Raw genomic sequence first — 15,891 nt, 5'->3', positions numbered from 1 at the left:
ATATACTGTATAATAGTTGCGAACACTTGTATAAAAATGTATGAAAAATAGGTATCGGATTGAATTCCCAATACGACGTAAATTGAAAAAATCCTTCAACGAATAAAAATTTATTTTTGGTGGGGTTACCATATTTTAGTTCATTAGCGAGGGCCGCGACTTCATTCTTCTCTGGCAATCAAAAATTTTGCGCTATGATCTTCTGCATAAAAATCATCAAAGGCACAACTAGCTCATTAACGCTAGTTGTGCCTTTTTACGCGCAAAACTTCCGATTGTCCGCTTTAAGAACCGTCCCTATGCAACTATCTAGGGCTTGTATTTTTTCTGAGAATATCTTCTATTTTAGACATGGGTACAGGTGGGCTAATGAAGTAGCCTTGAAGAAAGTCGCAGTCTAAATCGTAAAGGAAGTTGAATTGTTCTTCTGTTTCCACTCCTTCCGCAATGACGGGCAGCTGTAAACTATGGGCAATGCTGATGATTGATTTTACAATAGCGGCTGTTTGCGAATTTACCATAACCTCATTGATGAAGGTACGATCAATTTTCAAAGCATCAATAGGGAATTGTCTTAAATAATTGAGGGAGGAGTAGCCTGTTCCGAAATCATCCAATGCTACTTTAATCCCAGTTTCCCTGATCTGATTTAGTTTTGAAATAGTGTCTTCGAAGTTATCGATCGCCACACTTTCCGTAATTTCTATTTCTAAATGTTGAGCTATAAAATGATGTTCTTCTAGAATGAGCTTAATTTTATTTAGTAGTTGGGGGTCCCTGAGCTGTCTTGGTGAGAGATTGATACACAAAGATTGAGGGGCTATACCTTGTAATTCCCACTCCTTGTAATTCTTACAAGCCTCCTGCAAAACCCATTCCCCTATTGGAATAATCATTCCCGTTTCTTCAGCTATAGGAATAAACTCTGCAGGTGAAATCGGTCCATGTTTCGGATGATTCCATCTTAATAATGCTTCTACTCCATAGACTGACTGAGAGGAGGTGATGATTTTCGGTTGATAATATAACTCAAATTCTTTATTTTCAAGTGCTTTATGTAGGCCATTGATAATAGAAATTTTGCGATGATTTGAGTTTTCAATGTCTAAGGAATAGTATTTATAATTATTTTTACCGTAATCCTTAGCATTGTACATAGCCACATCCGCATTTTTTATTAAGGTTGCAGAGTCACGGCCGTCCGTTGGATAGATGCTAATACCAATACTAGCACTGATGAAAATTTCATGTTCTTTTATGAAAAAGGGAGCCGCCAGTGAGGAAAGTATTCTATCTGCGATATCGTCACTCTCATGCTTAGAAACATTTTCTAATAATATAATAAACTCATCCCCAGCATGGCGGGCTACCATGTCTTTATTACGTACGCAATTTCTGATTCGTTTCCCTACTTCATTTAGTAGCTGATCACCAATATTGTGGCCAAGTGAATCATTCACATATTTAAACTGATCTAAATCAATAAAGAGGAGGGTGAGTTTATCGTTCAATGAAGCCTTCTTGATCGTCGTGGCGAGATGCTCATTGAAAAACTTACGATTTGGTAAGCCGGTTAAATCATCGTGATAGGCTAAGTATATAATTTTCTCATCGGTCACTTTTCGTTCCGTAATGTCTAAGATGATTCCAATATAGATACTTTTCCCATCTTTATCTTGGTAAGGAATGCCGCGATCTTGTACCCAACGAACATCTCCTTTTGGAGTAATAATCCGATACTCATCAATGGTAACTTCTCCCTTTTGTTTTTCTGATTTCCGTTTTTGAACAACTGATATATCTTCCGGATGTATAGTCTTTTCCCATAGCCCCTCGTCTAAGTAAAATTCCTCCGGAGATCGGCCAAATATCTTACTAAAACCTTCTGAGAAAAAGGCCTTACTGTTTTGGATATTGATAATCCACACTGCTACATCCATATGATTGATCAGTCGGATAAGATCCTCTGTTTGTAATGAGATCTTTTCATGCATGTTTATCACCCTTTATGGAGAACAAGTATAATTGTTACTGTTTAGCTTTCCTAAAATAGGAAGTGATTATGACTGTTCTATTTGATATCCGAAATTCTTTTCTCGTGTAGTTTGGTGTCAGTCCTCCGGCACTGTAAAGTTTTACAGAAGTGGGGGACTGACCCGATGAACTCATTCCTGTACCTTGAAATGATTTGGAGGGGCTGCATGGCACTTTTTTCAGTATCTCGGGCAGGAAGGAAGGCAGAGTCGACATGACATATAAAGGATGTTTTCATCATATGTATCATCAATGAGAGCTTAAAGAGGTGAAAACATGTTACGTAATGTTGGCAGAAGATTCATCTGGTTTCTAATCGGAAGTACGATCCTTACTACCTTTATCGGATATGTCCTATTTAAGGCCGGCCTCATATCATTTCCGGGTAATCCTATGTCCCAAAGAGCAACAACTATAAAAATCCGTAATCCAAATAGGAGAATTGGGAGAATTAGAGTTACTTAGGGATTTCTAGCTCATCCATTCAAGGGACGAATAGTACATTAGAATAATTTATAAGAACTTTACTTTCCAATAGTAAAGTTCTTTTTATATTTTAGAGGGTTCTTGTTTGTAGATAGCCGTAGGAACGAAAGCACAAAACACAATAAAAAAATTACTTTATCATATTGAAGTTAAATCTTCCCAATTTATAAGGAAGATTTACCTTTTTTCTTTATTTATCGTTTAAATTCGGAAATAAGTTATCAATCTTTCTCCATTTCACGGCATTCGGGCAGCTGGAATTTTTAATTCATACTTTACAGGTAGGAATAATAAGTTTATAATACAAATAAGCTAATTAATAAATAAATTAATCATACGGATATTGAGTAGTATTTTTTCCGAAGGTGTCTGAAATTCTAAAGGAGTGGCTCTGATGAGATATAATAATGATGAAAAAAAGCGACAAAAACTTATCAATAAATTAGTATTTTTAAACGTATTTCTTAAAGAAGATCAAAAGCTTTATGAGCTGCCACTGTCGAAATTAAACGATGAGTATAAAAAATATAAATTACAAAACCATCCACATGGTGAGTTTGGGTCTATTCAGTGGGTATAAAATATAATAGTTTCAATTATCTCTAAGTAAAATTAGGTTCACTTAAGAAACGGTAAGACACCCACAAATGTTGACATATCAATGTTTGTAGGTGTTTTTATTTTGCGAAAAAAGCTGCTATAGGGCCAGTCCCCCACGACGGTAGTGCTTAAAACGGGCGGGGGACTGAAGCTTTTTTCCTAAAAATAGTATGTTTTTGTATAGAATGCCTTGCATTAAAGCTATTTCACCTGAATCGTATCGTTTTTTACTTTGAGACGGCAATAAAGTAAAATCAAGATGATGGTAATATGAAGAATGTGAGGAATAGTTAATGACATTTTTAGAAAAGATTAAACCGCATTTGATTAGTGATGATATTTTAATCCAAGATGTAGTGATACATGCCCTGCACGATTATCCGCATGTTCCAGAAGAATGGACCAATGAACTAGTAAAAGAAGCATTTAGAAACGAGGACAAACAACTATCCATCTTCATCTATGTTGAAAATCAAACCTTCAATGAAGAAGCTGTTAAGATATTAATAAAGAATATTCCTTTAATGGAGGCTACCAAACGTCATTTAGCAGTGAATTTGGTCCACCGGATTGAACCGGAACTTGCACTGAAATATAAGGAAGAGCTCCATAAATATCTATCAAAGGAAACGTGGTCCCTCTATGAACGGTTGTTACATGGGAAGGAAGAAGAGGTTTACTCGGAATATGGACAGGTATTGAATGATCTTGAGCGGCCAGGTTCTAAACAACAGGATTTCTACATAAAAGCCAAAAAAATTGCTGCCTGTCTGGTTAAAAAGGGCTGGGTGACAGAGGATGAAATTAACCTAGTGCTAAAAGAGGAGTTAGAGGATAATTGCTTTTCTTTTAATGGAATTTTAACAGTCTATATGATTGGTTTGCTAAAACTGGAAAGATATATCCCCTTAGTGGTTAGCTTATTGGAAAGCGATGACGACAATTTGTTAGAAGAAGTATCAGCAACCTTAACCCGTTTCCAATCGGATGAGGTGGTAAAGGAAGTGGCTCCTTATCTTAAGAAAGATCATTCTATTATTTATGCCGCTTCAATTGTTGAAAACATTAAATCAGACTTTGCGGTCGAGGTATTAAGAGAAGCATATCGGTCTGCAAAAGAACTCAATCATCAAGATATCCTAATCGAAGCACTTTGTCATCAGCTTTCAGAAGAGGCACTACCTGAAATGAAAGAACATATGAAGCTGGAATATTCTTCTGGTCTTGTTGATATTGAACAGACTGTCTATAGCTACTTTTCGATTTTAGGATTAGAGCATCCTGAACTAGATGATTGGAGACAAGTGGCTTTGGAAAGGGAGTTAGACTTTAGAAATGGAAGCAAAACGGAGAATGCTCTCTCACTAGCTCCTGTTCGAAACGAAACGAAGGTCGGCCGTAATGATCCATGTCCTTGTGGCAGCGGGAAAAAATATAAAAAATGTTGTGGAAAAAAATAAATAACCAAAACACGCTATTGAGGTAACTCCTATCTTTCCTAGCAAGGAGAGGTAGGGGTTATTTATTTGCCTATATCTTCAGGATTTAACAAAGTACATGGGGACGGTTCTCATGCTTCCATTAGATGTGTAGTAGGCTAATACTGTGCATAAAATAGTTCATTTTCAGGTGACTTTGTAAAAAGATTCACTCAAACTAATGAGGCAGGTTTACAATTAAGATTTTGATTAAAATTCATATTGCCCTAATAAATTGGGCATATTTTTATATAAATTTTGTATTCAACAAAGGGGACGATTGTGTTTAAGAAAAATAATCACAGTAACAAATTTTATTATTTAGGACTTATTTTTTTACATAGCTTTCTGTTGTTTTATGTTTTTTGTAAAAAGAAAAACAGAAGAGAGATTTTCCTCACATTTTTATCTATAGTTGGATTAACTTTTCATTTTGAATATCCACTGTATATATTGAAAGCATATAAATATAAAACAAACATTCTAAAAAACAAAGAACAAGATAATTCATTTGGCTCTGTTTTGTCTCAAGGGTTATTTGTTCCCTCGGCTGCAATTTTTATTTCAACTTTTGACTTAGGATGGAGCATAAAGTTATTGTTTACTATTTATTTTGCATTAATTGAGAGGTGGTTTTTAAAATTAAATATATACAAAAATAATTGGTGGCGTACAACTTATACTTCAATACTAATTTTTAGCTATTTTTTTATAAGTGATGCTTGGTATAACGGTATTAGGAACGGGAACAAATTAATTTTAAAACTGACTTTAAACAATGTGTTTCATGTAACTTATATGAATTTGTTATTTTTACTTTCTGTGTTTAAAAAGTTCAAATATCAACCTGTAGTATTTACTACACAGCCTTGGTATTATCACTACACTTTTGTAAAGATTTACACCGTTGTTGAGACCCTTATAACAACTTATTTTTTGGAGCAGAAGAAAAAATGGAAAAGGATTCTCCCCATTTTAATAACTTTAATCAGCGACTCTTTTTTTAATAAAATAAATATCTTAAAAGTAAAAGGGAGCTATTGGGTATATCTTTTTCCAGCAAGAATTGCCCCTCATTTAATGGCATTCCTGTTAAAAAAGTGGATTAAAAAGTACGAATAAAATCACTTGCACTTTAGAAAGATGTTCTTGTTCCACAAAACGGTTGCAAGAGTTAATGTTCAAGCTGTCATTATGGCAGCTTTCTTCTTGTGCTAACGAAGAAGGTTAGTTCCAGAAAATACTGCATTTATGATAGGGAAACTAATTGAATAAATTGACATGTATTACAAATAATAATTTGAGGAAAGGGGTGTAAAAATGGTTCCTGCATTAATTCGGTTAGGATTGCTCTTAATTTCTGGTAGTTCGCTTATTTTTTTACCCAAAAAGTCATTTTATAAATATTTACCGGTTACTATCTTTACATCCGTACTTGTTTTAAGTGTCTGTGCTTTATCAATACCATATAAATTTTGGGTTGTTAAGGGGAACAAGACAACCAAAGTCCTTAATGATTTCGTTTATGTATTTGGTTCATTCTTTGCAGGGACTTTGTGGATTTTTCATCTCACATTTGGGAAATTTAAGCAATTTATTGGAATTAATTTTGTAATGGATTTCCTTCTTGCTTATCCGTTAAATTATGTGTTTCAAAAATTAAAGGTATATAAGTTAGTAAATTTTAAAGCTAAGCATATTTTCCTAACCTATTTTAGTTTTTCTTTTATAATTTACGGATTCCAATTACTTTTAGAAAAGTGCGTTCCGTATTATAAACGGTGATTATTTTTAAGGACACTGGGCTGAAAGGTAAAAGGTTCTCTTCTTCAAGTAAACCAGCTAATAGTTTGTCAACATTTTTCAATAAAAAGTTTAATAACCTCATGGTATACTAAAAATGTTCATGCCAAATAACCTTCCGTTATGCTCTTTTTGGAAGGTTTTGTTGTATTTAGTTAGATATAGTTTTTATTCTATATCTTGGAAAGTAGATCTGCTTTTTAATAATGCGTATATCCAATGTAAGAGCTTATTTGCACAGGCAATGATCGCTACTCTGAAGGGTTTTCCTTCTTCTCGTTTCTTATCGTAAAATTCTCGTAGTCTTCTATTCCGTGGAATGATCTCATCAGTCGTCTTCTTTTTACGGGCATCCCGAATACCACTTTGAACAGCCATATACAGGGCATGGCGAAGTCTACATGAGCCACGTTTGGTAATTCGATTTACGGATGCAGTAAACTTTCCAGAAGAGTATACACTAGGATCTATTCCAGCGAATGCAACTAACTTCTTGGCACCATTAAACGGATCTATCTCCCCAATTTCAGAAATAATCGTTGCAGCGATTTTTTCTCCGATTCCAGGGATAGATTGGAGGATTTCATATTCTTCAATTTCTTTAGCGAGAGCATCTATTTCATCCTCAATCTTAGATAGATGCTCTTGGTATTGAAGAACAATCTTAACTAACATTTCAAGGTTGAAAATATGACTATGGTATAAGTTGTTTTGAAACGGGTTACGAAGGGCTGCTTCTCTTAATTTCTGTGCTCTTTCGCCTGCCCATATATCAGATCGACTTTTACATAGCGAAGTGATTTTCTCAGCTAATTCTTTTTCATTCACACTCAGGACAGCTTCAGAAGTTGGAAATGCGAGTAGAGTAAGCAATGATACTTTCGAATACAAGCTTCCAAAAACACCCCTATACTCAGGAAATACCTGGTCTATTAGAGAGTGGAGCTGTATCTTCGTTTTTGCTGATATTTCTGCAATACTTTCCTGTTGTCTCGTTAGATTACGAAGGTTTAAGAGTTGTATACCACGTTTTTTATAAGGCTCTAACTCCTCTTTATAAAACAGCTCGCAAAGGTGATAAGCATCAACTGCATCTGTTTTTACCTTCCGCAAACTTGAACTCTTGGCTCTATGTGAGATTAGAGGATTAACAACAATATAAACATAATTTTTCTCCTCAAGAAATTGAATTACTGGAAAATGGTAGTGTCCAGTTGATTCCAAAACGACCGAAGGTTGATGACCACCAGCTGAACTCTCTACATCTTGAAGGAACTCTAATAAACTACCTAAACCTTCAGTATTGTGTTTGATACTAAAGCTCTTACGATATGGTTTGCCTTTATCTAAAAATGCTTGAACCTGACTTTCACCTTTTGAAACATCCAGACCAATGACTGGATTCATAATAAAATCTCCTCCTGATTGTGAAGGAGTACACTTAAAGTAACGGGTAGCAAGAGTTTAAGATTGGGACTGCTGCGGCAATCCCTTTTCTTTTTGAACTAACGGTCAGTTAATTAAACATGTTTTACATTTTTTCATCATACAAGGAAATCATAAAAGAATAAGGAGGCAAAAAAAATGCCTAATCCATTTGAAGCCATATTTAACATGCTAAAAATATCATTCGATTCTACAAATGAACCTAAATCTCCCTTGCATGTGATTGAAGTTGGAGACTGTTGGAAGTATTTAACTTTGGTAGAAGAATTTATTCGTTACGAGGAAATCGGAATAAACACAACTACTGATGATGAAGTCAAAGAAATGCTAACGGATTTAATTAAAATATGTGAATCACATGTAAAAAGATTAAGTACATTTATGAAAAAGGAAGGGATTCCTTTACCAGACGTTACATCATCAAAACCAAATTCAGACCCATATGGAGTTCCTTTAGGGGTTAAGTTTACGGATGAAGAAATTACAAATGGTGCAGCTTTTAAGTTAGTAACATGTTCACAAGGATGTGCTAAAGGGCAAGCTGATGCAGTTCGTAATGATGTGGGTATAATATGGACTAAATTTTTTTTAGAATGGGTCATGTTTGGGGCAACTTTAAAAACACTAATGCGTAAACGAGGGTGGCTTAAAGTTCCACCATACTACTATCCCCCTGGTTATCCACACAAGTAAAAAACCAACTCAGATGTTTAAAGTTGGTTTTTTACTTTCCAGTGGATATTAAATTTTAAAGAATATTGAGGATTGTGAAGAATTGCACTTAAACTATAGGGTGCAATGGTTAAAGATGACGGTCGCTGCGGCGGTCCTTTTTCTTGCTATGGAACAGGTAAATTTAACGAAAAAATGCTATACTCGTTGTAATTTATGTCACTGGTCTATGAAGAGGAGGTAAAAATGTTAGAAAAAAAATATAAAGAATTAATGGAGAAATTCCTTGATGAAAAAATGTCAGCCGATGAATTTCAGACACAATATCTGAGAAAGTTTAATGAATGGAATGACCGAATGTATAAGACTCAATTTGAGATTCTAAATGGGGTATTTGAGGCAGCAGACTGTTACTGGCACGAGTGTCTTCCAGGTCAAGAAACTGCCTTTGAAATTTCTGAACAACAACTAAGAAAAGAAGTAAACGAAGCGTTAATTAAACTAAATAAAATGTTGGATAATCGCTAGTCTTTCTTCAGCTAACGGGGCAGGTTAGTGGAAGAAGGAAAACGCTCCAATCTAATTGTATAATTACAAAGGGGTGATTTGAGTGGAAAGCGTTCCGAAGGTAAGGGAAATATTGCTTGATGAGGAAATTGATGAACAGGAGTTTGTTGGTATAATCAATAGCATTTATAAGCAAGACTGTTATATTTATGCAATTATTCCTGAATGGGATAAAGAACTATTCAATGAACTGTCAAATGATTTTATTTTAATAAATAAGATTCCATTCCCTTTGAAACGCATTTTCCCAAGAACCATAGGGTTTTTAGGATTTGTAAAGGATAGGACAAAACAATATATATATGAATTTTATTTACGGTCTTCAACGATAGGATTTTTAGTCTTTTCAGAATTCGATGTATCCCAACATTTAAATAACATAAACAAGAAAAATATTGATATTTATAAAATATTTGAATCAAATAAAATCCCTCACATAACCTTTGGTCCTGATGGTCAATGGCTACATATAGTTGAGTATTAAAATCATTTCTTACTGAACTCCCATGAAAATAAAAATTGAAAAAGGGCATAAAAAAATAGACCCAGAAAAACCAATTTTTAAAAAAGGCTGAGCCTCTTGAAGGAATGTATATAAGATTGGCTGATAAATCGACTTGTGAAATCTTTCTACTTAAAATGAAATCAGTTAAAGCTGGCGCAACAACCAGAAAAAGGATTAATCTCCCATGAGTGCTACCCCTAAAGGGCGCGACAGTCGGTGGTACACCGTGGTCGTTGGAGTCAGACTAACGGATGGGCTCAAAGGCACCATAGTTCAAAGACCTTCTTCGCCAGCATTAAAACAGTATAGACTGCTGGGACTATTTTCATTCTCTGTGGTGCAGCGCTGATTTTGCGCTGCATGGATGGCTAACGAGTGCAATAGTTGAAGAACGGGGTTGCTTTTTTCTTGTTCAGCTAACGGGCAGTTTAGTTAGAAAAGACAAAATAAAAGGAGAAAAAAATGAATTGGTTATCATTTGTATATGCGATGATTTTTGGATTCGTAATTTCCTTTATTGGGGGTTTTTTAGACTTTCCTGAACCTCTTGTTTCCTTTTTCGTCATTATCATTGTTGCATACTTCCTTGTATTTCCGATATTCCGATTATATTGGGGAATAGGTGATGTGGAAAAAATAGAACAAATTCTTTTAAAAAATAAAAAAAATCCTTTTTACAGATTTTATTATGGGCTTGCTAATGGAATTGAAAAAGATGTAGACGAGTCCATTAGAAAAATCAATCAAGGTTTTCACCTGCCTAGTATAAAGAAACAGCACCAATTAATTCATGCCTATTTTCACCAACGAACAGAAGAAATGGAAAAGTTGTTAAGCGGTATGAGAAAGTCAGCGTTTACGCTCTATTACCAAGCAGCCCGTTCGATTTTGATTAATGATTTTGAAGGTGCTCGGTCATATATTAAACAAAATCCGAAAATGTGGATGAGGGAAGCATTAACAACAGAACTTTTGATTAAAGAGAATCGGAAAGAAGATGCATTTATTCATGCACGCAACGCTCTTTTGAATACAAAGGGAATACAGCGATATGTTTTATTACGTAGTTGGGAAAGAGAATGGGGAATGACATTAAAATAAGGGCACAATATAAGAGGTTAAATGAAATAAATATGAATAGGTATTTAGCTAACGGGTGCGATTGCTCAATAAGAGCAGTCGCTTCTTGTGCTAATGAAGCAGGTTGAAGAAGACGTTAGGTGAATATTAACATTGATATTATTCAAGGTTATACTTATGATGGGTTGCTTAATCAGAATATTGTATTGATGAAGGGGATTTTTCAATGACAGCTCATTATTTTATCGCTACATTAAAACCTATTCCTGAATATCACACAAGTGAAAATAATTATCCATTTCTAAATGGTGAAGCGTATAAGGAAAGTTTGCCGTTTACCCTCCCTTATGTTTATGAACTTGGAGGTGAAGATATTGAATTTATTACATTCTTGGATTCATTTATGGAAATAGGGGACGTTGTAGAACTATATATATTTGAGGAAGGACGACTGGGTTATCCCTTATCAGATAATTATCCAGAAGAGTCCAGAACAATTAATATCTTTAAAAAAACTTACAAAGATCAATACGGTGAATATCAATTAGACTCAAAGAAATGGAAAGAAGAGCTTTCAAGACGAACTATTGCATCAAAACGAAGCGTTACCACATTCGTTAAATATTAGTGACCTGCTGCTCTCAAGTTTGTTACGAACGGGTGCGATACTTCAATAACGGAAGTGTCGCATTTTCTTATTGTGCTAACGGGGAGTTGAACAAGAAAATGATATAATTTTGGCATAGAACGAGAACAAGAATAAGCTTTGGAGGATTGATCTTATGGGCTACATAGGAAATCAGATTACTTATGATAAGGATGCAGAGATGGGCTATATTTACTTTAGTGAACCATCTAAATATAAAATTGCTTATACGGAAGAACTTCCAGAAAACGATGATATAATGTTAGATTTTGGAGAAGAAGTCCCGATTGTTGGTATAGAGTTAGAAGGAGAAACTGCAAGGAAAATTGAACATATTGCTGATAAAGTACACATTTTTAAAAAGGAAGTTACTACTGATGGAAAGACTTATTATTCTTTCAGACTGAATGATGAAATAACAAGAAGATCTATTTCTCATCCTGATGTTGAATCAATAGTATTTCATTTTTCAGATACTTCTTTGGGAACTATTAATCCTGGGATTAAGCAGCCCCCTCATCAGGCAACTAGTCTATCTTTCATCCCTACCGCGCTTTCGCTTACTAGCCTTGAAGTTTAGTGTGGAAGGAGTACACTTCCACACTAAACTTCAAGGGCGTATCCTCCCCCTGTTAAGACATGTTTACTTCCATATCTTTGAATACGTTGAATACTATAAAAAATACCTGTATATAATGTGTAAGCAAAGATAGAAATTGGGTCATTTTTGTATCATTACTTACGTTGAATACGGTAGAAGTTCATACTGTATATATCGGGCAGTTTAGTTGAAGAAAGAATGGTATAATTATCCTTATAAAGAAGGGTGTTTTTGGAGGGATTAATATTAATAATTGGATTGAACTGTCTGAATCAGAAGAGGATGCTGTATGGAAAAATGTAATAAATGAATTTCAATTCAAACCAAGCATTTCTAAACTCCCGTCGTTTATTGTGCCAAGTCCATTCATTACATATGATATATCAGCTTATCTAAATTGGTCAGGAAAGTTAGATAAATATGAAGAGATTTATAAAGACCTTGAAGAGAAATCATTGTTTGCCTTCCAAGAATTAACAAATGATAAAGAATATTTTTATGCTTTAGACTGGCAACATCCTTGTTATTGGGTTAATCCCTTTTAAGACTTTCCAAGATACGAATTAAATGAGTGGATAATCCCTATTCTCCCTGATGGGGATTATTACTTCTTTATACAAAAAGACTTTAACTGGGGCTTTTTAGGTCACCCCTGGGAGGAGACGATTACTTTATTCGGAAAGCAACTAATCCAAGCCTTTGAAAAAAACAAGCCTACAATGCTTAATACTATTTTACGGTTTGGTTAATCATTTTCTTATTGAAGTACAGCTGCCATCTTGGCGGCTTTTATTATTGGACTAAATAATTCAATTTAGTGCAATAAGCATCATACTATGTGTATCGGGAGGTCGATAATAATGCCTGTTCATGAATTTGGAATAATTGATAATATTGAAAATGTGAAAAGAAATATTGGTTATGAACCACAAAAATATAATTGTATTTCTGTTGATGATGAAATTATTAATCACTTAAATGAGCATTTATCTATTATGAGACCCTACTTTCATTCGCTAGAACGCCCAGAGTTTGGGTTAGCTTACTGGGGAATTACAATTATTCCACCTGAATCTTTATCATTGTTTTATGAAGTGGTTATATCTTCAACGATATATAAAAATTCTGCTGAACTTAATCAGTTAGCTTCTAAAATAATAAAGGCTAAAGAGGAAAATAAATACATGATACACTTTGGAATATAATCCTTTTGTGAAGGAATGTACTTAAGCTAACGGGTGCTTTTCTTAAAGATCGGCTACCAATCCAACCGGCTTTTTTCTTGAACTACCATGAAAATTAACTTCTGTGAGATCCGGAAAATGGCAATACTTAAATAGACGCAGCTCAATCATTTTTTAAAAAAGAGCGGAGCGCCTGATAAGGGTGTTTATGGACTATGAATAATGGATTAGGATGCTTCGGTAATTGTCACAGTGTAACCTAAGTTTTCTAGTCTTCGAACTGAATGGCGTACAATAGAAACTTGTTTTTGTTTATCGAAATAATCTTCACCTAAGTCAACATACATTTCTTTTCGTGTTAGAAGGTAATATGCGATTCGCAACATCGCATGGGCGACTACAATGGCTGCCTTTTTCTTTCCTTTTCGACCAGCTGTCCGTCTATACAGTGCACCCAGATAGTTTTTTGACCCTCTTACTGATTGAGCTGCTTCTGTTAATGCAGATCTTAAATACTTATTTCCCTTTTTAGATCTGCTAGATTTCCTTTTACCTGCGCTCTCATTGTGTCCAGGGACCAAGGCAGCCCATGAACATAGATGAGCGGCAGTGGGGAATTGATTTCCTACATCCGTCCCAATTTCGGCTAAGATTTGTTCAGCCATTCTTGTGGCGATACCAGGAATGGAATCGAGTCGTTCTATATCTTCCTGATAAGAACTTACTCTTTGAGCTATCTCTTGATCCAACATTTCAATTTGCTCACTTAGAAAATCAATGTGAGTTAATATGGTTTTCAACATTAGACGTTGGTGTGGGTTAACATAGCCTTGAAGAGCCAATTCAAGTTCTTCTTTTTTCTTCTTCATTGTACGTCGAGCGAAGTTTGCTAGTTTTTCAGGATCATCCTCACCATCTGCGATTGCTCGAAGCATATCCTTTGATGAAACGCCCATAATGTCAGATACAACAGAGCCTAGTTTGATATTGGCTCCTTCTAAAACCTTTTGAATCCGATTGTGTTGTCTGGCGCGTTCTTCAATGATACTACGGCGATAGCGAACAAGTTCCCGCAGTTCTCGTTGGTTCCGATCTGGTATGAAACTAGCTTTAAGTAGTCCATGGCGAAGAAGTTGGGCAATCCATTCCGCATCCTTAACATCCGTTTTGCGTCCGGGAAGAGCCTTCATGTGTTGGGCGTTCACTACTAAAAACTCGATTCCTTCGGACTCTAATAAGTTAACAATAGGTTTCCAATAAACACTGGTGCTTTCCATAGCTACGTGCGTACAATTATTCTCTTTGATCCAGTCCAATAACTTTAATAGAAAAACTGTTTTAGTAGAAAATGTTTGAATCTCCTTTCCTTTTGAAGTCAAAATACAAGCAGTGATATTGTCCTTATGGACATCCAAACCACATGCTCTTTCAATGATTACATCCATTGAAAATCTTCCTTTCTAGGCTTGAAAATTGGGGGCTGGTGCAACAATCAGAATTAGGATTAATCTACCATGAGTGCTTCCCGTAAGGGAGCGACAGTTTGTGGTGCACCGTGGTCGTTGGAGTCAGACTAACGGATGGGCTCTCTCTATGGCACCATAGTTCATCGACCTTCCTCTCCCAGCCTTAGAACAAGTATGGACGGATTCAATACATTTTCATTCTTTGTGGTGAAGAGCCGGTTTTTGGCGATTCATGGATGGCTAACGGGTGAGAATTGCTTAACAAGAAGCACAAAAAGGTTATAGAATATAAGTGAATAAATTAAAAAAGGGGGGATTCTTTTGAGAACAACCAAAATACTTCCTTGGACTGAAGACTGGGAAAAATCATACAGGAAARAAGAGGAAATATTAAAAGAAGTATTTAAAGATGAATTAATTAATATTTTTCATATTGGAAGTACCTCTATACCAACAATAGGTTACGCAAAGCCGATAATAGATATTTTGATTGTTGTTAAGAATATTCAAAAAGTTGATTTATTCAATGATGAAATGCGGGCATTAGGGTATGAACCGAGAGGTGAAAATGGGATTTCTGGAAGAAGATATTTTACTAAAGGAAAAGATAATAGAACACATCATTTACATATCTTTAAAGTCGGAAGTGAACAAATTAAAACTCACTTAGATTTTAAAGAATACTTGATAAAGAACCCTTCTGAAGCCAAAAAGTATGGAGAGTTGAAAATAAACTTAGCGAAACAGTTTCCTTACGACCATCACAAGTATCAAGATGGAAAGCAGCAGTTCGTTAATGAAATAGCCGATAAAGCGAAAGAATGGGTGTCACAGAGAAGATTTTATTATTAAATTAACGGGTGCAAGAGTTGAGAATCCAGCTGCCATTTGGTGGCTTTTTTTCTTATTGTGCTTACGGCCAGGTTAGTTCAATAAGGATTGGGTTACATTTTAGATAAGAGGTGTAGCTAAAATGCATTATTTTAAATTTCTTTTTTATGAACTTATATTATTTAGTTTACTTGTGTAACCGTCAAGTAGTTTTGAACACTTTTTGCTAATTAATTTTGAACACTTTCCATATCGAAAATGGTTGCACGATGCTTAATTCTATAACTGTCATTATCATTAAGCTGTATAACTTCTACCCTATGTAGTAAACGGTCCAATATAGCTGTAGTAATGCCTTGATCTCCCATTAATTCACCCCATTCTTCTGGGCCTTTATTTGAGGTCAAGATAATTGAACTTCGTTCATATAGATGGTTAATTAAATGAAAGAAAAGGTTAGCCTCTCTTTGGTCCATTGCCATATACATTAAG

General features: G+C 35.0%; 17 protein-coding genes and 1 pseudogene. 14 read left to right on the top strand and 4 right to left on the bottom strand.

All coding sequences use genetic code 11. The annotated features are described in order from the left end of the window. Positions 1 to 305 precede the first annotated feature (305 nt). The gene (locus BTR25_RS26035; RefSeq protein ID WP_075690868.1) at positions 306 to 1,994 is read right to left on the bottom strand and encodes a putative bifunctional diguanylate cyclase/phosphodiesterase; all 1,689 of its coding nucleotides are present in this window, start codon (positions 1,992 to 1,994) and stop codon (positions 306 to 308) included. Between the two features lie 316 nt (positions 1,995 to 2,310). On the opposite strand from BTR25_RS26035, the gene BTR25_RS26030 reads away from it, so the two are divergent. The 5 genes from BTR25_RS26030 (at position 2,311) to BTR25_RS26010 (ending at position 6,383) form a co-directional block, all read left to right on the top strand. Further along, the gene (locus tag BTR25_RS26030; RefSeq protein WP_075690867.1) at positions 2,311 to 2,499 is read left to right on the top strand and encodes a hypothetical protein; all 189 of its coding nucleotides are present in this window, start codon (positions 2,311 to 2,313) and stop codon (positions 2,497 to 2,499) included. 415 nt (positions 2,500 to 2,914) lie between these two features. After that, a complete protein-coding gene (locus tag BTR25_RS26025; RefSeq protein ID WP_075690866.1) occupies positions 2,915 to 3,100 on the top strand; it encodes a Fur-regulated basic protein FbpA in 186 nt (61 codons plus the stop codon). A gap of 313 nt (positions 3,101 to 3,413) precedes the next feature. Continuing rightward, on the top strand, positions 3,414 to 4,580 hold the full coding sequence (locus BTR25_RS28585; protein WP_075690865.1) for an SEC-C metal-binding domain-containing protein: 1,167 nt from the start codon (positions 3,414 to 3,416) through the stop codon (positions 4,578 to 4,580). 300 nt (positions 4,581 to 4,880) lie between these two features. Continuing rightward, positions 4,881 to 5,720 carry a hypothetical protein gene (locus BTR25_RS26015; protein ID WP_075690864.1) on the top strand — a complete coding sequence of 280 codons (840 nt, stop codon included), beginning with the start codon at positions 4,881 to 4,883 and terminating at the stop codon, positions 5,718 to 5,720. Positions 5,721 to 5,918: 198 nt separating this feature from the next. Continuing rightward, on the top strand, positions 5,919 to 6,383 hold the full coding sequence (locus BTR25_RS26010) for a hypothetical protein (RefSeq protein WP_075690863.1): 465 nt from the start codon (positions 5,919 to 5,921) through the stop codon (positions 6,381 to 6,383). 186 nt (positions 6,384 to 6,569) lie between these two features. Here the strand turns inward: BTR25_RS26010 and BTR25_RS26005 are convergent, their stop codons facing one another. Next, the gene (locus BTR25_RS26005; RefSeq protein ID WP_075690862.1) at positions 6,570 to 7,808 is read right to left on the bottom strand and encodes an IS110 family RNA-guided transposase; all 1,239 of its coding nucleotides are present in this window, start codon (positions 7,806 to 7,808) and stop codon (positions 6,570 to 6,572) included. A gap of 177 nt (positions 7,809 to 7,985) precedes the next feature. Here BTR25_RS26005 and BTR25_RS26000 point away from each other — a divergent pair, with 177 nt between their 5' ends. From BTR25_RS26000 to BTR25_RS25965, 8 genes and pseudogenes are all read left to right on the top strand, one after another. Next, positions 7,986 to 8,540, top strand: a complete 555-nt coding sequence (locus BTR25_RS26000) for a DUF3231 family protein (RefSeq protein WP_075690861.1) — start codon at positions 7,986 to 7,988, stop codon at positions 8,538 to 8,540. 225 nt (positions 8,541 to 8,765) lie between these two features. Further along, positions 8,766 to 9,047, top strand: a complete 282-nt coding sequence (locus BTR25_RS25995; RefSeq protein ID WP_075690860.1) for a colicin immunity domain-containing protein — start codon at positions 8,766 to 8,768, stop codon at positions 9,045 to 9,047. 82 nt (positions 9,048 to 9,129) lie between these two features. Further along, a complete protein-coding gene (locus BTR25_RS25990) occupies positions 9,130 to 9,570 on the top strand; it encodes a hypothetical protein (protein ID WP_075690859.1) in 441 nt (146 codons plus the stop codon). Between the two features lie 483 nt (positions 9,571 to 10,053). Continuing rightward, positions 10,054 to 10,692 carry a hypothetical protein gene (locus BTR25_RS25985; protein ID WP_075690858.1) on the top strand — a complete coding sequence of 213 codons (639 nt, stop codon included), beginning with the start codon at positions 10,054 to 10,056 and terminating at the stop codon, positions 10,690 to 10,692. Positions 10,693 to 10,897: 205 nt separating this feature from the next. After that, positions 10,898 to 11,299, top strand: a complete 402-nt coding sequence (locus tag BTR25_RS25980; RefSeq protein WP_075690857.1) for a hypothetical protein — start codon at positions 10,898 to 10,900, stop codon at positions 11,297 to 11,299. Between the two features lie 154 nt (positions 11,300 to 11,453). Beyond that, the gene (locus BTR25_RS25975; RefSeq protein ID WP_075690856.1) at positions 11,454 to 11,897 is read left to right on the top strand and encodes a DUF2283 domain-containing protein; all 444 of its coding nucleotides are present in this window, start codon (positions 11,454 to 11,456) and stop codon (positions 11,895 to 11,897) included. Between the two features lie 266 nt (positions 11,898 to 12,163). Beyond that, positions 12,164 to 12,667, top strand: a pseudogene (locus tag BTR25_RS25970) (DUF2716 domain-containing protein). A gap of 105 nt (positions 12,668 to 12,772) precedes the next feature. Further along, the gene (locus BTR25_RS25965) at positions 12,773 to 13,123 is read left to right on the top strand and encodes a short-chain dehydrogenase (protein ID WP_075690869.1); all 351 of its coding nucleotides are present in this window, start codon (positions 12,773 to 12,775) and stop codon (positions 13,121 to 13,123) included. A 206-nt stretch (positions 13,124 to 13,329) separates the two neighbouring features. Here the strand turns inward: BTR25_RS25965 and BTR25_RS25960 are convergent, their stop codons facing one another. Beyond that, a complete protein-coding gene (locus tag BTR25_RS25960; protein ID WP_075690855.1) occupies positions 13,330 to 14,547 on the bottom strand; it encodes an IS110 family RNA-guided transposase in 1,218 nt (405 codons plus the stop codon). 342 nt (positions 14,548 to 14,889) lie between these two features. On the opposite strand from BTR25_RS25960, the gene BTR25_RS25955 reads away from it, so the two are divergent. Next, the gene (locus BTR25_RS25955) at positions 14,890 to 15,420 is read left to right on the top strand and encodes a GrpB family protein (protein WP_075690854.1); all 531 of its coding nucleotides are present in this window, start codon (positions 14,890 to 14,892) and stop codon (positions 15,418 to 15,420) included. A gap of 209 nt (positions 15,421 to 15,629) precedes the next feature. Here BTR25_RS25955 and BTR25_RS25950 read toward each other — a convergent pair. Then, a partial coding sequence (locus tag BTR25_RS25950) for an ATP-binding protein (RefSeq protein ID WP_175596730.1) occupies positions 15,630 to 15,891 on the bottom strand: 262 nt, incomplete at its 5' end.

The sequence above is a fragment of the Bacillus sp. MRMR6 genome (genome assembly GCF_001940785.1).
Taxonomy (GTDB): Bacteria; Bacillota; Bacilli; order Bacillales; family Cytobacillaceae; genus Neobacillus.
This window is presented reverse-complemented; position numbering and strand designations above follow the sequence as displayed.

Excerpts from the sequence above, each read along its gene's own strand:
- BTR25_RS25975 (WP_075690856.1), top strand. The coding sequence starts at position 11,454 with ATGGGCTACATAGGAAATCAGATTACTTATGATAAGGATGCAGAGATG.
- BTR25_RS25995 (WP_075690860.1), top strand. The coding sequence starts at position 8,766 with ATGTTAGAAAAAAAATATAAAGAATTAATGGAGAAATTCCTTGATGAA.
- BTR25_RS26025 (WP_075690866.1), top strand. The coding sequence starts at position 2,915 with ATGAGATATAATAATGATGAAAAAAAGCGACAAAAACTTATCAATAAA.
- BTR25_RS25985 (WP_075690858.1), top strand. The coding sequence starts at position 10,054 with ATGAATTGGTTATCATTTGTATATGCGATGATTTTTGGATTCGTAATT.
- BTR25_RS25980 (WP_075690857.1), top strand. The coding sequence starts at position 10,898 with ATGACAGCTCATTATTTTATCGCTACATTAAAACCTATTCCTGAATAT.
- BTR25_RS26000 (WP_075690861.1), top strand. The coding sequence starts at position 7,986 with ATGCCTAATCCATTTGAAGCCATATTTAACATGCTAAAAATATCATTC.
- BTR25_RS26005 (WP_075690862.1), bottom strand. The coding sequence starts at position 7,808 with ATGAATCCAGTCATTGGTCTGGATGTTTCAAAAGGTGAAAGTCAGGTT.
- BTR25_RS26030 (WP_075690867.1), top strand. The coding sequence starts at position 2,311 with ATGTTACGTAATGTTGGCAGAAGATTCATCTGGTTTCTAATCGGAAGT.
- BTR25_RS26035 (WP_075690868.1), bottom strand. The coding sequence starts at position 1,994 with ATGCATGAAAAGATCTCATTACAAACAGAGGATCTTATCCGACTGATC.
- BTR25_RS26010 (WP_075690863.1), top strand. The coding sequence starts at position 5,919 with ATGGTTCCTGCATTAATTCGGTTAGGATTGCTCTTAATTTCTGGTAGT.
- BTR25_RS28585 (WP_075690865.1), top strand. The coding sequence starts at position 3,414 with ATGACATTTTTAGAAAAGATTAAACCGCATTTGATTAGTGATGATATT.
- BTR25_RS25960 (WP_075690855.1), bottom strand. The coding sequence starts at position 14,547 with ATGGATGTAATCATTGAAAGAGCATGTGGTTTGGATGTCCATAAGGAC.